This is a genomic window from Alcaligenes sp. AB3, from assembly GCF_031844565.1.
GTDB classification, from domain to species: domain Bacteria; phylum Pseudomonadota; class Gammaproteobacteria; order Burkholderiales; family Burkholderiaceae_B; genus Alcaligenes; species Alcaligenes faecalis.
In genome coordinates, this window is the sequence record NZ_JAUZVM010000004.1 from 432,598 (window position 1) to 445,708 (window position 13,111).

At 57.8% G+C, this 13,111-nt stretch carries 15 protein-coding genes; 10 read left to right on the forward strand and 5 right to left on the reverse strand.

Annotated features, from left to right (window positions below; genetic code table 11):
- Positions 1-483, forward strand: a complete 483-nt coding sequence (rfaE2, locus tag Q9R35_RS11825; protein ID WP_311219899.1) for a D-glycero-beta-D-manno-heptose 1-phosphate adenylyltransferase — start codon at positions 1-3, stop codon at positions 481-483.
- A 158-nt stretch (positions 484-641) separates the two neighbouring features.
- Here the strand turns inward: rfaE2 and Q9R35_RS11830 are convergent, their stop codons facing one another.
- The 5 genes from Q9R35_RS11830 to Q9R35_RS11850 all read right to left on the reverse strand — a co-directional run bounded on the left by Q9R35_RS11830 (position 642) and on the right by Q9R35_RS11850 (position 5,103).
- Complete coding sequence (locus Q9R35_RS11830; protein WP_270117350.1) at positions 642-1,964, reverse strand: TolC family outer membrane protein; 1,323 nt, start codon at positions 1,962-1,964, stop codon at positions 642-644.
- Between the two features lie 15 nt (positions 1,965-1,979).
- Positions 1,980-2,660 carry a protein-L-isoaspartate O-methyltransferase gene (locus Q9R35_RS11835; protein WP_026484469.1) on the reverse strand — a complete coding sequence of 227 codons (681 nt, stop codon included), beginning with the start codon at positions 2,658-2,660 and terminating at the stop codon, positions 1,980-1,982.
- Positions 2,661-2,734: 74 nt separating this feature from the next.
- Positions 2,735-3,430 carry a 5'-methylthioadenosine/adenosylhomocysteine nucleosidase gene (locus Q9R35_RS11840; protein ID WP_311219900.1) on the reverse strand — a complete coding sequence of 232 codons (696 nt, stop codon included), beginning with the start codon at positions 3,428-3,430 and terminating at the stop codon, positions 2,735-2,737.
- A gap of 40 nt (positions 3,431-3,470) precedes the next feature.
- The gene (thiD, locus tag Q9R35_RS11845; RefSeq protein ID WP_311219901.1) at positions 3,471-4,289 is read right to left on the reverse strand and encodes a bifunctional hydroxymethylpyrimidine kinase/phosphomethylpyrimidine kinase; all 819 of its coding nucleotides are present in this window, start codon (positions 4,287-4,289) and stop codon (positions 3,471-3,473) included.
- A gap of 7 nt (positions 4,290-4,296) precedes the next feature.
- The gene (locus Q9R35_RS11850; protein WP_042486634.1) at positions 4,297-5,103 is read right to left on the reverse strand and encodes a thiazole synthase; all 807 of its coding nucleotides are present in this window, start codon (positions 5,101-5,103) and stop codon (positions 4,297-4,299) included.
- 678 nt (positions 5,104-5,781) lie between these two features.
- Here Q9R35_RS11850 and Q9R35_RS11855 point away from each other — a divergent pair.
- From Q9R35_RS11855 to Q9R35_RS11895, 9 genes are all read left to right on the forward strand, one after another.
- Positions 5,782-6,123 (forward strand): hypothetical protein, encoded by a 342-nt coding sequence (locus tag Q9R35_RS11855; protein ID WP_311219902.1) that lies wholly within the window; start codon positions 5,782-5,784, stop codon positions 6,121-6,123.
- A gap of 109 nt (positions 6,124-6,232) precedes the next feature.
- A complete protein-coding gene (locus Q9R35_RS11860) occupies positions 6,233-6,571 on the forward strand; it encodes a hypothetical protein (protein WP_311219903.1) in 339 nt (112 codons plus the stop codon).
- Complete coding sequence (locus Q9R35_RS11865; RefSeq protein WP_162090840.1) at positions 6,568-7,506, forward strand: CorA family divalent cation transporter; 939 nt, start codon at positions 6,568-6,570, stop codon at positions 7,504-7,506. The genes Q9R35_RS11860 and Q9R35_RS11865 overlap by 4 nt, the downstream gene beginning before the upstream one ends.
- Before the next feature lie 63 nt (positions 7,507-7,569).
- Complete coding sequence (locus tag Q9R35_RS11870; RefSeq protein ID WP_045929601.1) at positions 7,570-7,869, forward strand: hypothetical protein; 300 nt, start codon at positions 7,570-7,572, stop codon at positions 7,867-7,869.
- 3 nt (positions 7,870-7,872) lie between these two features.
- A complete protein-coding gene (locus Q9R35_RS11875) occupies positions 7,873-8,826 on the forward strand; it encodes a CorA family divalent cation transporter (protein ID WP_311219904.1) in 954 nt (317 codons plus the stop codon).
- Entirely contained in the window at positions 8,823-9,725 is a 903-nt protein-coding gene (locus Q9R35_RS11880; protein ID WP_063691535.1) for a CorA family divalent cation transporter, read from the forward strand. Before Q9R35_RS11875 ends, Q9R35_RS11880 begins: the two co-directional genes overlap by 4 nt.
- Before the next feature lie 163 nt (positions 9,726-9,888).
- Positions 9,889-11,604, forward strand: a complete 1,716-nt coding sequence (locus tag Q9R35_RS11885; protein WP_311219905.1) for a porin — start codon at positions 9,889-9,891, stop codon at positions 11,602-11,604.
- A 390-nt stretch (positions 11,605-11,994) separates the two neighbouring features.
- Positions 11,995-12,312 carry a hypothetical protein gene (locus Q9R35_RS11890; protein ID WP_045929604.1) on the forward strand — a complete coding sequence of 106 codons (318 nt, stop codon included), beginning with the start codon at positions 11,995-11,997 and terminating at the stop codon, positions 12,310-12,312.
- A 286-nt stretch (positions 12,313-12,598) separates the two neighbouring features.
- Positions 12,599-13,111 carry a sigma-70 family RNA polymerase sigma factor gene (locus Q9R35_RS11895; protein WP_042486616.1) on the forward strand — a complete coding sequence of 171 codons (513 nt, stop codon included), beginning with the start codon at positions 12,599-12,601 and terminating at the stop codon, positions 13,109-13,111.

Below are 13,111 nucleotides of genomic sequence, written 5' to 3' on the forward strand. Positions count from 1 at the left end.
ATGAGCGCACGTTTCGAGACCAAGGTGCTGGGTCTGGATGCCTTGCGTGAAGCGGTGGAGCAGGGGCGCCTGGCGCGCCCGCTGGTCTTTACCAACGGTGTGTTTGATATCTTGCACCGTGGGCATGTCAGCTACCTGGACGAGGCTGCCCAGCTGGGTGCCTCGCTGATTGTCGGTGTGAACACCGATGCCTCGGTTCGACGCCTGAACAAGGGGCCGGAGCGCCCCATCAATCCCGAGCAGGATCGCGCCGTCTTGCTGGCTGCACTGGCCTGCGTGGATGCGGTGGTCCTGTTTGACGAGGACACGCCTGAAGCCTTGATCGCAGCACTGCGCCCGGACCTGATCGTCAAGGGCGGCGACTACGATATGGAAGCCTTGCCTGAAACGGCCTTGGTGCGTAGCTGGGGTGGTGACGCTGTCGCAATTCCCTTCGAGTTCCAGCGGTCCACGACAGCACTGGTCAAGAAGCTGCGTGACTAATCAAGCTGTATGGAAGTTTTGAATCCCGGCATGGTCCGGGATTTTTTTTGCCTGTTTGATCCAGTCATCGTGTCTTGTACACATAGACAGGGGCATGTGCGCCGAAGCTGCCGGCACTGGGTTTTGCGTTGTTTCGCTTGTGTCTGGATTGAGCTGCGTCAGGACGCCGGTTCAAGCAGATCGTTGACAGCACGCAGATCGTTTTCGTTCAGTGTGCCGCTGGCTGCTTTCAAGCGCAGGCTGTTCATCAGAACCTCATAACGGGCCTGAGCCAAGCTACGTTGTGCTTCGTAAAGCTGCTGCTGGGCATTGAGCACGTCGATATTTACACGCACACCGACTTCGTAGGCCAGCTTGTTGGCCTCCAGTGCATCCTGGCTGGACTTGGTGGCTGCTTCCAGTGCTTGCACACGGACCAGGCCCGTGGTGACGCCAGAGAAGTACTGGCGCGTCTGCTGGATGGATTGCTGAATGGCGAACTGATGATCGTAGCGGGCTTGTTGCAGGCGCGAGCTTTGTTCACGAACTTGTGAGCTGGTTTCACCGCCACGGAAAATCGGGATGCTTAGTTCCAGACCCAACGCGCTGTTCAGCGAACGTGGGCCGCCGCCCGCCTGGCCAAACAGAGTCTGATCGCTACCGCTGCCGGTCTGAGCCTTCAAGGCCAAGGTTGGCTCGTGCAGGGCCTGGGTGCTTTTCAGCTGTTCTTCGGCGGCACGAGCCTTGATATCGGCCAGCGCGACGCTCAAGCCGGATTGGCTCGACTGAACCAGCCAGTCTTGCAGGTTCGCAGGCTGCGGGGCGGGCAGACGCAACGGTTCGCGCAGGCGAGCCAGTGTTTCATAGCGCTCCAGCGTTAGCGCAGCCAGCTTGTCCTGAGCCACTTGCAGGGCATTTTCTGCCTGCAAGACGCTCGCCCGAGTCAGATCCAGGCGTGATTTTGCTTCGTAGGTATCGGTAATTGTGGTGCCGCCCAACTGAAAGTTCTGATCAGCCGCGCGCAATTGCTCGTCAATGGCGGCTTGTTGGGCTTTCAGAGTAGAGAGCGTATCTTGCGCCGCCAGCACATCAAAATAGCTTTGGCTGACGCGCAGCATCAAATCCTGCCTGTCCAGCGTCAGCTGAATATCCGCGCCCTGCGCCAATAGCTGAGCGCGTTCATAACGGGCCCAGGCATTGCGGTTGTATACGGGTTGGCTCAGTGTTAGGGTCCAGGCGGCTCGGTCGCTGGAATGCTGATTGGACAGCTTGCTGGTTTGACGACGCTCTTGCAGTTCGGCCGTGCCGATGGCGCTGATCTGCGGCAACAACTGCGCCCGGCTTTGGGGCACCTGTTCCTGATCGGCTTGATGTACAGCCTGGGCAGCGCCAAATTGCGGTTCATGTGCCAGGGCCTGGTTCCAGGCCTGCAGCAAATCTTGCGACTGGGCGGTGCTACTGAAGGCAAACAGCGAAAGCAATACCAGGCGCAAGGGAGTCATGAACCGCATAGGTACTTAAAAGCGAAATTGCGAAACGGCGGTGCCGCGCAAAGGTTTGATCCAGGTGTCGAACAGGGGCGTGGTCTCGAAGCTGGCGGCGCTGGTGCGAGTAATGCGCACCGCCGTCATGACCGGGTTTTGACCGACCACCACAACCAGACGGCCCCCGATACAGAGCTGGTACTTCAAGGCATCAGGAATGGTGGGCACGGAGCCGGTGACCAGAATGGCGTCATACTCGGTGGTGCCCCAGCCTGCGTGTGCATCACCCACTTCAACCTTGACGTTGCGCACATTGTTGCGCTGCAGGTTTTCCTGGGCGAAAGCAGCCAGTTTGCTGTCAATTTCGATGGAGGTGACTTGTTGGGACAGGTGAGCCAGCAAAGCGGCCTGATAGCCCGAGCCGGTACCAATTTCCAGCACGCCGTCGCTAGGCTGCAACAGCAGTTCTTGAGCCAGACGGGCTTCGACTTTGGGCGAGAGCATGGTCTCGTGCGTGTCCACGGCATTGATGATCAGTGGCAGCTCGGTGTCCGAAAAGGCCGACGAGCGCAAAGACGAGGGAACAAAGCGTTCGCGCTGGACCTCGACCAATGCTTGCAGCACTTTTTCGTCGGATACGTTCCAGGGACGGATCTGTTGTTCCACCATGTAGTAACGGGCACGTTCGAGTTCAGACAGCGCAATATGGTTCATAGCTTCCAGAAAACTAAAGGCTTGGCAAAGAGCCGATTATAAGCCAGCGCATCGATAAAGATGCGCAGTTGGGCTTAGCAGGACGGCACCATCGCGTGGAGCAAGGTGCTGGCGTTATTGACGGCGATGGGCAAAAAGGTATCAAAATCCATGTGTGCTTCGTTATTGGCATAGTCTGAAATACTGCGAATGCAGACAAAAGGCACGGTATTCAGATAGCACACCTGGGCAATGGCGCCACTTTCCATTTCGCAGGCTAAGGCATTAAAGGTGGCGCTTAACCACTGTATTTTATCGTTACATGCGATAAATTGGTCGCCGGTAACAATTCGGCCCGTATGGACCTGATGGCCTTCGATTTGCTGGGCGGCGGTTTGGGCAATCGTCAGCAGGGCGGGGTCAGCTGGAAAATCAAAGGTATCCAGACGGAAAACCTGTCCCGGTGCCAAACCCAGGGCTTGCAGTTCCACATCGTGCTGGACCAGCGTATCGGCAATGACGATGTCGCCTGGCCGGATGCTGGGCTCAACTGCACCGGCGATGCCGATATTGATGATGCTGCCCACGGCAAATTCCGAGATCAGCATCTGGGTGCAAGCTGCGGCATTGACCTTGCCCACGCCGCAGACCACGGCCACGACGGGCTTGCCCAGATAGCTGCCGCGATGAAAGTCCATGCCGGCGCGCTGGATGGTCTGGGGCTCTTGCAAGCGCTCCAGCACAATCTCCAGCTCCTCGCGCATGGCGACAATAATTCCAAGTGTAGGCATAAGACAGGGGCCTTCAAGCGGCCCGATCAAACGGCACGTATCAGGACGATGGCCACAGTTTATGGAAGTGATGCACCGGACCGTGTCCGCTGCCCACTGTCAGTTCCCCCGAACGGGCAATGGCTTCGTACAGGTACTTTTTGGCAGCCAGGGCGGCGTCAGGCACGTTGCTGGACTGGGGCAGCAGGGCGGCCAGTGCAGCGGACAAGGTGCAGCCGGTGCCGTGCGTATTGGCAGTATCAATACGCTTGGCGGGCATTTCGATCATCTTGTCGCCATCGTGCAGCAAGTCTATGCAGTCCGAACCGGGCAGGTGGCCTCCTTTCAGGAAGACCCAGCGCTGATCGCTGTGATTTATCAGGCGACGCAGGCGCTCGGCGGCCTGGCGCATTTCCTTGACGGTTTCTACCGGGCGGGCGTCCAGCAGGACACCGGCTTCGGGCAGATTGGGCGTGATCATGGTGCACTGGGGCACCAGTTGCTCGCGCAAGGCATGAACGGCCGACTTTTCCAGCAGATGGTCGCCACTTTTGGCGATCATTACCGGGTCCAGCACCAGATGCTTGGGTTTGAAGTGAGCCATGCGTTCGGCCACCACAGTGGTGACGGCTTCCTGGCCCAACATGCCGATCTTGACGCTATCAATGCGCACATCGGCAAACAGCGTATCAATCTGCTGGCGCACAAAGTCGGCAGGAACCGGGCTGATGCCGGTGACCCCTTGGGTATTTTGTGCCGTCAAAGCGGCAATCACAGCGGTGGCATAAGCACCCAGAGCGCTCATGGCTTTGACATCAGCCAGAATACCGGCGCCGCCGGAGGGGTCAACTCCGGCAATGGTCAGCGTATTGGGAATCATGTCTCGATCAGGTACGGGAGTGAATCAGCCCTTCGGTAGGGGAGCTGGGGTCGGCATCGTAGTATTTGCGGGGTACGCGGCCAGCCAGATAAGCCTGGCGACCGGCTTGTACCGCCAGATTCATGGCGCTGGCCATCATCACAGGCTGGCGGGCACCGGCAATGGCGGTGTTCATCAGGACACCATCACAGCCCAGTTCCATGGCAATGGCCGCATCCGAGGCCGTCCCCACACCGGCATCCACCAGCACAGGCACCTTGCTCTGATCGATGATCAGGCGCAGGTTCCAGGGGTTGATGATGCCCATGCCCGAACCGATCAGCGAGGCCAAAGGCATGATGGCCACACAGCCAATATCTTCCAGCATGCGGGCCTGGATAGGATCGTCGGCGCAATACACCATGACATCAAAGCCTTCATCCACCAGAGTTTTGGCGGCTTTCAGGGTTTCGGGCATATTGGGGAACAGATTGCCGGAGTCGCCCAGCACTTCCAGTTTGACCAGCTTGTGACCGTCCAGCAGTTCGCGAGCCAGACGCAAGGTACGCACGGCGTCGTCAGCGGTATAGCAACCCGCAGTGTTGGGCAGCAGGGTGTATTTGGAAGGGGGCAGGTAATCGAGCAGATTGGGCTCGTTGGCGTTCTGGCCGATATTGGTGCGGCGAATGGCCACAGTCACAATTTCAGCGCCGCTGGCTTCAATAGCCAGACGAGTTTCATCAAAATCTTTGTATTTACCGGTGCCTACCAACAGCCGGGATTGGTAGCTGGTTCCGGCCAGGATAAAGGGGTCGTTGTTCACTGTTTGGGTCATGGTGGTGCTTTGTTGCGCATCCGTCTTCGTTGACGGATAAAGAATTGGTTTTTTGCTGGGCAAACACTGCAAGAATAATCCATTTGGCCGGTGCCCGCAGGAAAACCCGTACAGCGACTTGGCCATGTTGGTTGGGTATTTGGCCTGGGCACAGAGCAGGCCAAGGATGCGGGCCGGATTGGCGTGCGGACGAAGCAAATATATACCTTGGCATATTCGCCTTATGTTTAAGGCCATGCATCAGGCCCCAATGCAGGCTGGCCCTGCCAGGGTGGCGATGCGAAAATTCTGTTGTTCCTCAAGAACGGGATTTTTCTTGAGGGATCCGTAGATTCCATGTGCTCTTTCTGTTTTATCGCTCGGACCCAAGCCTCAGGTGTTTATGTGCCTGGGGCTTGAGTCCGATTGGACAAGGCCAGATGCCTTGTCGCCCTGAAACAGACAGTGCGTGTATGGCTGATGCCCATGCAGGACACCCAGGCAGGCAGCCGATATTTTTTGATTGTTAAAGGAGCACGTTCTTGGGCCCTGACCCTGAATCTGAAAGACGCAGCCCCGCGTTCTGCCCAGCGTTTCATGCCCGCATGAAACCCCATTGCGAATTGAGCACCGGCTCCAGGTTCCTCACGGTCTAAGACGTGTGGGGTACTTCTGTGGCCGTGTGCCCAGGAGAATCCCATGCTGTTTTCCCGCCCCCACGATAGCCTGCAGCGCGCTTTGCGCATGGCTGTCACCACTTACCGCCCCGTCGCCGTGTGCGACTTGCTGGCCTCGCACGGCACCCTGGCTTTTGCACGGGCTCTGCCCGAGCTTTCGGCTCGTGTCCGTGCCGATGTTCTGGCCATGCTTTCCGAATTTGACCGCAACCAGGTCTACAGCGCCATGCATACCGGTGTCCGAGTAGGGAATCTGGGCCGCCGCCGGACTCATGGCCCCTCGCCCAGCCTGTTCACCCTGTTTCCGCACCGTTACGGCACGCAGGACTGGCTGCGTGAGTATCGCCAGCCCCAGCGCTCTTGAGCACTGAACGCTATCCATTTCTATTTAACCCACCACAGCAGACTGGCCCATGCGGGGATCGCATCGCCATGGACGACTGCTGTGGCTTTCATCAAGCCAAAAGAGTGCTATGCCGCAAACCATTCCCTCTTCCTTGAGCAGCAAGCCGTATCAGGACAACTCGCTTGCCGCTCAGGTCTGGACCCGCTCGGCGCGTCGCCCCAGTGCCGCGCCGTTTAAGGGCCGCAAGCGTTGGTCGCGCTACGAGCGTCTGTCTTTTTCCATGCTGCTTTCTTCGTGGGGCATTTTGATTGTGGTGGTGAGCTGGCTGTTTTTCAGCAACTCGCATCTGGAAACCCGGACCAGTTCCACCTCCGGCTCGCATTCCAGCTTTTACATGGGGACCTCGACGCAATCACCTGATTCGTCCACCTCCCCAGAGACCCATTCTGATGGAGATCAACAATGACAGACCAAGGTAAAACGCCGCCGCTCTTTGGCAACGATGGCCAGCCCAATAACTGGATGCGCATCAGCATCCATGCCACCGAGCAGATCGGTGGCCTGCGTAAAAAGCTGGGCGTGGAGATTCCACAGACCTTGCAGAACAGTCCCACTCAGGAAGGCCCTTTCAGCTTTGTGCCCGTGACGTTTCTGAACGTGGACAAGGGGTTGAAGAAAGCCAGCCGTGTGGTGTTCATCCTCAGTCGTGAAACCCTGGTCTCCATTGAACCTGATCCCAGCCCCAAGCCGCTGGCCCAGGCACTGCAGCGCTTGCAGCGCGATGGCCGCGAAAATGATGCTTTTGAAAGCTTTGCCGTGATCTTGCAGTCCATTAATGATGCTGCCGATGAACTGCTGGACGCGCTGAGCCACGATCTGGGTAAGGTGCTGACCCAGACCAATGCCGTGCTCAACAGCCTGGAAACCAAGGACCGCGACTTTGGCGTCAGTGATGTGGTCTCCACCCAGATGGATTTGAGCGAAGTGGAAGAACTCTTGTCTGACTGCCTGGAGAGCCAGTTGCAGCTGGCCATGGCTGCCCGCCATGCCCTGGCGCGTTTGCCCGCAGACCAGGAAAAACTGAAGCCCGTTTTCCATACCTTGATCGACGACATTGAGGCTGTGGAAAAGCAGGTGAACTTTGTGCACGACCGCGTCCGCCTTTTGCAGACCACCAACAATATGGCGCTGAACGTGAAGCAGAACCAGATTGTGAAAGTGTTCTCGGTAGTAACTGCCGTGTTCCTGCCTGCCATGCTGATCTCGACCTACTACAGCATGAACTTTGCCTATATGCCGATTTTGCAGTGGGAGCACGCCGAAATGGTGGGGATTATTTCTACCGCCTTGTTCTCCATGTTGCCGCTGATCTATGTGAAACACCGGGGCTGGCTGCGCTAGAGCGCGCCGGGTGAGCCCTGGGCTCGCTGCCTTTGACAATTAAATGAATGGGAAGAATTTCGTATGTTGAACACACAGAAAATCAGCGCCGAGATGGCAACAGCAGGCTCGGATAAGTTGCGTGGTCTGGTCTGGAATGAAGATTTGAGTTTGCAGTCGGACTCCAACGCGGCTGTCCAGCAGCGCCGTCAGGCTATTGATCGGGCGCGTGCCAGTCGCCCACGCACTGCGCATATCGAGCGCGAAATCATGATTGCGGTGGTGGTGCTGTACATCCTGATTCTGGGCAGCTTTGCCGGTCTGCATGTGTATGGTCACTACATGGTTTCCCCGGAAGCCGAACAGGTACAAAGCGAGGACTAAGCCATGACTGATAAAAAACAGGGGGGCGCGGTGGTGTCCAGCCTGAGCGACAAGCGCGGGCAAAAAACGGCCTGGTTGCAGTTGTCGGCCAGCCGTCACGATGAGCTTGCCGCGGCTCAGGCCAAGCTGGGCCTGGACCTGAGCGTCAAACGGGGCCGAGCAGCGGCGGAAGAAGCAGGCTTTATTCTGATTCCCGTGGAGATGGTGATACGCCAGGGCCAGCAATACCGCGAAACCAGCCTGCTGTTCGCCTTGAGCAAGGACCGCCTGATCAGCGTGGAGCAGGACGTCCGGGTTGATACGCTGGAGCGAGTCAGCCAGCAGTTGAACGCCATGGCAGAGGCCGGACAAGCTGCGCCCAGCCCCGCGTCAATTCTGTTCATGATCCTGCAGGCTCTGAACGACAAGGCTCGTGCCACGATTTCCGATATTGCCGGACGTCTGGATGAGCGCAGCGATACGGTGGCGGCAGCCAGTGGCGGCTTTGATACCTCCGGCCGTCAGGCCGGGGTAGCGGATATTGCCAGTACCGCTATCGGTCTGGGTGAGGCCGAGGAGCTGGTCGCCAAAACCGTGGAAGGGCAATTGATGCTGGCTCGCGCAGGTCGTTGGCTACGTCGTACTCCCGGTGGTGAAAGCCCCGAGAACCTGTCTATGTTGCTCTCGGATATTCAAAGCTTGCGTCGCTATGCCCGCTTTCAGCACGACAAGATCCGCAATCTGCAGCAGTCCTTGATGACCACGCTGGATTTGAAGCAGAACCAGGTGATCAAGGTCTTTACAGTGGTTACTGCGGTGTTCTTGCCGCCTACGCTGATCGCGGCGTTTTATGGTCAGAACTTTGCCAATATGCCCGAGCTGGAAATCATCGGCGGTGAGTGGCTAGTCATGGGCATGACCGCTGTATTTGCCTTGGCTCCTCTGGCGTATGTGAAACGTAAAGGGTGGATGCGATGACGGCCCGCTTCAAGGATATGGTTTCCTGGCGGCGCTTGCAGGCCCCCGACCGTCAGGCGCTGGAAGATCTGGGCAAGCTGTATCGCGTGGATCTGCTGCCGCAAGCCCAGGCCAGCCTGGGTATGGCGACACGGATACGCTGCGTGCGCCTGAGCGACGAGCAGATGCAGGTGTCCGATCTGATCTGGTGTCTGGGCGAGGACGACCAGCCCCTGTATACCGTGGAAACGGGCCATCGCCTGTTGCGTCCGGGTCAGGCGCTGGAGCGCTTGAGTGCCCAGGAAATGTCCCTGTCCAGCTCCCACGCCTTGGCGTTGACCCTGCTTTATCAATTGCTGGCGCAGACCTCGCAAGTGCTGGACCGCATGGACCAGGGCCTGAGTGTCTCGACCCTGTCCTTGCGCGGCTTTCTGTCCAATGTAGGCACAGACTATTCCCGTGGTGCCGAGGACATGATTGATCTGGACAGCCACATAGCAACCCTGCACAAGCCGCTCTCCCACGTGATGCATTCCATTGATGATCTGGAGCAGGCTGCGCAACGCTTGCGTCGCTGGGTCTATCAGGAAAAAAGCATGGATCTGGGCCGCGTGGACGAGCTGATCGCCGCCATTGAAGGCATGCAGCGCCGTGCGCATTTCGCCATTGAACGCCAGCGTTTTCATTGGCGTGCTGCCGGTGAGTCCGTAGCCATGAGCGATCTGAACGTGACCAAAGTCTTTACGGTGCTGTGGGCCTTGCTGGTGCCCGGTACAGCCCTGATCAACTGGTATGGCCAGAACTTCCATGTCATGCCCGAGTTGTCTTGGGAAGGCACCATGTGGGTGCAGTTGGTCACCGTCTTGCTGTTAACGGCAGTACCGATCTGGACAATCAAAAAATCGGGTGCATTGCGTTGATGGGAGCGCTGTGTGCCGGCCCGCTGGTTCTGCATGCAAGCCAGCGGGCGGCAACTTCTACCCGAGTCAATTCGCGATTTTTGTCTTTCCACTGCGACGGTAAACACATCCTTAGCCTTTTAGAGCGGGGTGGCCGTCCCTGCACCAATGTGTAGAGGTCCCCATGAATGCAAGCCAGTTTTACCATCCCGATCACAGCGCCGTCGTACACCAGAGCTCGGTGCGTCTGGTACGCCGCGCCCACTGTGCGCTGAGCTACTACGCCACCCGCAGCGTGCCACAAGTGTTGCAAGCCTTGAATACCCAGCGCCACGGCCTGGCCTTTGATGAAGTCTTGCGCCGTCTGATTCAGAACGGCCCCAATCAAGTACGGGTACTGCGTTCCAGTCCCCCTGATCTGACCCAAGTGGTCCAGATCATGAAAAAACAAACCTGTCAGGTGCGCCGCGATTTGACCATGTACGATCTGGCGCGGGATCACCAGTCACGCGTGCCGGCTCGTATGCTGGTGACTGGCGATATCGTGCTGTTGTCTGCCGGTGATTACGTGCCGGCGGATCTGCGCTTGATCCATCAGGATCACCTGATTCTGAACCGCGCCATTTTGCAGGCCGCACCCGATACGTGCGCCATGGGCGACCGGGTTGTGGCCGGGACCGCACACGGTGTGGTGGTGGCGACGGGTAATCAAACCTTGTTAGGCGTTCTGATGCGTGAGCCTGTTCCTGTCGTCTCAGGCTGGCGTCGTGTGCTGGTGTGCAGCCCTTTTCAATTGAGCAAAGCCGCTGCTTTAGCGGCAGGGGTAGCCCTGTTTGGTCTGGCAGGGGTGCTGATGCCCGGCCACAGCCATGCTGAAACCTCGGTGCAGCTTTATGGCACTTTGGATGCCGGTTTGGGCTGGACGCGCGTGAGCGGCGAAGGCTCGCAGCGTGACGTGCTAAGTGGCGGGCAGACGGACTCTCTGTGGGGGATTCGCGGCCATGAGGATTTGGGCGATGGGCTGCGCGCCACCTTCAATCTGGAAAGCGGCATTGATCTGGCTACAGGCCGGGCCGAGGAATCCGATCGACTGTTCAACTATCAGGCCTGGCTGGGTCTGGGCAGTGATAACTGGGGCGAATTGCGTTTTGGACGCCAGTACACCGTGGGCCAGGAGTTTGTCTCTGCCATTGAAGTGGGCTCCTGGAAGGACTTTGGCATGGGCGCCCTGATGCGTGCCTCGGACAACTACCAGATCTCCAATCAGTTCAGCTGGCGCAGCCCGCAATGGGCTGGCATGCAGTTAGGAGCTAGCTACAGTGCGGATGTGGGCGAGCAGGGCATGGGAGGCTCTCGCAGCAAACTCTATAGCGTGGCTTTGCGCTACGAGGAGGGGCCCTGGTTGCTGGGGGCCAGCTACGAGAGCTTGAGTCGTGTCGAATCCAATCGTCCTACGGCCTGGCAATTGGGTGCCAGCTATGACTTCGAGGTAGCCCGCCTTGCAGCAGGCTGGAGCCGTCAGAGCAATGGCTTTGTGGGCCTGAATGGTGATGATGGCCCTGCCCATCTGAAAGACAAGGGTTTGGAAGGCTTGGGCCCGGCGGAGTTCATTAACGGTGGCCGTTTGGATACCTGGTATGTAGGTACGGCGATTCCTGTGGGTAAGGGTGAGTTCCAGCTGCAATGGTCCCTGGGTCGTCCGAACTGGAGCTGGGAGGATACCGATGAGCGCGCACGTCGCATTCAGGTGATGTCTGTGGGCTATGTGCATGCCTTGTCGCCCCGTACCAGCGTCTATGCCTTTGCGGCTCAAGGACGTCGCTTTGATATGGAAACGGCAGCCAGTGCCAGCGAACCGCGTAGTAGCCGTGTGGCTTTGGGTGTGACGCATCACTTCTAAATAAAGCACTGCATTCCTGCGCTTGGGCTGATCCTGTATCAGGCCCAAGGGCAGGGGGCCTGCAAAGCTGGCAGGTGTCTGGGGATAAGGGAGCAAATCACTTATCCCTAAGTATATTTTTGATGGCTCCAGGGTGATGAAAAGTGTGCCAATGCCTGGCAGACAAGCCCATACGCAGATGCGAAAATACTGTTGGTGCAAAAACCCTTGTACCTTCTTTTTTAACTACTCACGTTTAAAAGTAAATGGACCCTGATCCTTCTTTATGGCTTTGTTCCTGTAAAGGGCAAGCCTCCTTAATGACCAGTCAATTGGACGCTGGACCACAAAGCGGGCCCCTCTGATGAGGTAAGCACTCTTTCTGGGCCCCCGTGTCCGAAGGAGAATGCTATGTTCCGCCTCAACCTGTTCCGTTCCGCTCCACACAACAACGCTCTGCAAGACGCTCTGCGCCTGGCTGCATCCCGCCAGCGTCAAGGCTACCTGCTGGAGCTGCTGCAAACCCACGGTGCCCGCGAGTTTGCTTACGCCCTCAACGACCTGTCCGGTCGCACCATTGAAAATGCACTGTCCACACTGCCTACCGTGGAGCGCAGCCAGGTCCTCAAGCATCTGTCCCGTCGTGCCAAAGCCCGTCTGAACGATGTAGAAGGTTTCCGCTGCCAGCCCACTCACGCTGTGCTGACCCTGCCTTCCTTTGTGATGTAAGGGTTTGGCAGATGCCCCGGAAACTCGGGACCTAATCTCGCGCTATTGCAATGATCTGTGCATGGATTGTTGGGCGGGCATGGCTTGATAGCGATGCCCGCCTTCTTGTTTCCAGTCCGAACGCCTTTCCCTTTGTTTTTGACAGCCCTTGCAGGGCGATTAGCTGCTTTTCAGCGACGATCTGTCGTGGCCAGACGACGCTTGCAGCCCTTGCCATCAGAATCCTTGTCTTTTCATGTCATAATTTTGGAATGAGAATGATTATTGATTAGTGCGTTCAGGGTCTATGGACTATCCGTCAACGCCCATCGGGATGGGAGATTTCTATCAGGATCACCGTGGCTGGTTGTTGCGGTGGTTGCGCGCGCGTCTGCATTGCAGCTTTACGGCGGAAGATCTGGTTCAGGACACTTTTGTGCGTCTGCTGCTGGCCCCCTGCGCCGTTCATCATTTACGTCATCCTCGTGCGTTTCTGGCTACCACGGCCAGAAGGCTGTTAATTGATCGCAGCCGACGCATGGCTGTCGAGCAAGCATATCTGGAAGCCTTGGAGGCGACCTTGGCCGAAGGGGCACAAGCACCCTCGGCAGAGCAGTGCGCCCAAACCCTGGAGGCGTTGGCCTTGTTGGCCCAGGCTCTGGACGAGCTGCCCGCGCGAGCTCGCATGGTGTTTCTGAGCTGCTATTTGGATGGGGAAACGCAATCCACCGTGGCCAAGCGCCTGGGTGTCAGCGAACGCACCGTGCGCAATGATCTGGTGCAGGCCTTGCTCCATGTTCAGACCTTGATCCCAGCTTGA

What these genes read in the sequence shown, in the direction of transcription:
- rfaE2 (WP_311219899.1), top strand. Translation starts at nt 1, where the DNA reads ATGAGCGCACGTTTCGAGACCAAGGTGCTGGGTCTGGATGCCTTGCGT.
- Q9R35_RS11830 (WP_270117350.1), bottom strand. Translation starts at nt 1,964, where the DNA reads ATGACTCCCTTGCGCCTGGTATTGCTTTCGCTGTTTGCCTTCAGTAGC.
- Q9R35_RS11835 (WP_026484469.1), bottom strand. Translation starts at nt 2,660, where the DNA reads ATGAACCATATTGCGCTGTCTGAACTCGAACGTGCCCGTTACTACATG.
- Q9R35_RS11840 (WP_311219900.1), bottom strand. Translation starts at nt 3,430, where the DNA reads ATGCCTACACTTGGAATTATTGTCGCCATGCGCGAGGAGCTGGAGATT.
- thiD (WP_311219901.1), bottom strand. Translation starts at nt 4,289, where the DNA reads ATGATTCCCAATACGCTGACCATTGCCGGAGTTGACCCCTCCGGCGGC.
- Q9R35_RS11850 (WP_042486634.1), bottom strand. Translation starts at nt 5,103, where the DNA reads ATGACCCAAACAGTGAACAACGACCCCTTTATCCTGGCCGGAACCAGC.
- Q9R35_RS11855 (WP_311219902.1), top strand. Translation starts at nt 5,782, where the DNA reads ATGCTGTTTTCCCGCCCCCACGATAGCCTGCAGCGCGCTTTGCGCATG.
- Q9R35_RS11860 (WP_311219903.1), top strand. Translation starts at nt 6,233, where the DNA reads ATGCCGCAAACCATTCCCTCTTCCTTGAGCAGCAAGCCGTATCAGGAC.
- Q9R35_RS11865 (WP_162090840.1), top strand. Translation starts at nt 6,568, where the DNA reads ATGACAGACCAAGGTAAAACGCCGCCGCTCTTTGGCAACGATGGCCAG.
- Q9R35_RS11870 (WP_045929601.1), top strand. Translation starts at nt 7,570, where the DNA reads ATGTTGAACACACAGAAAATCAGCGCCGAGATGGCAACAGCAGGCTCG.
- Q9R35_RS11875 (WP_311219904.1), top strand. Translation starts at nt 7,873, where the DNA reads ATGACTGATAAAAAACAGGGGGGCGCGGTGGTGTCCAGCCTGAGCGAC.
- Q9R35_RS11880 (WP_063691535.1), top strand. Translation starts at nt 8,823, where the DNA reads ATGACGGCCCGCTTCAAGGATATGGTTTCCTGGCGGCGCTTGCAGGCC.
- Q9R35_RS11885 (WP_311219905.1), top strand. Translation starts at nt 9,889, where the DNA reads ATGAATGCAAGCCAGTTTTACCATCCCGATCACAGCGCCGTCGTACAC.
- Q9R35_RS11890 (WP_045929604.1), top strand. Translation starts at nt 11,995, where the DNA reads ATGTTCCGCCTCAACCTGTTCCGTTCCGCTCCACACAACAACGCTCTG.
- Q9R35_RS11895 (WP_042486616.1), top strand. Translation starts at nt 12,599, where the DNA reads ATGGACTATCCGTCAACGCCCATCGGGATGGGAGATTTCTATCAGGAT.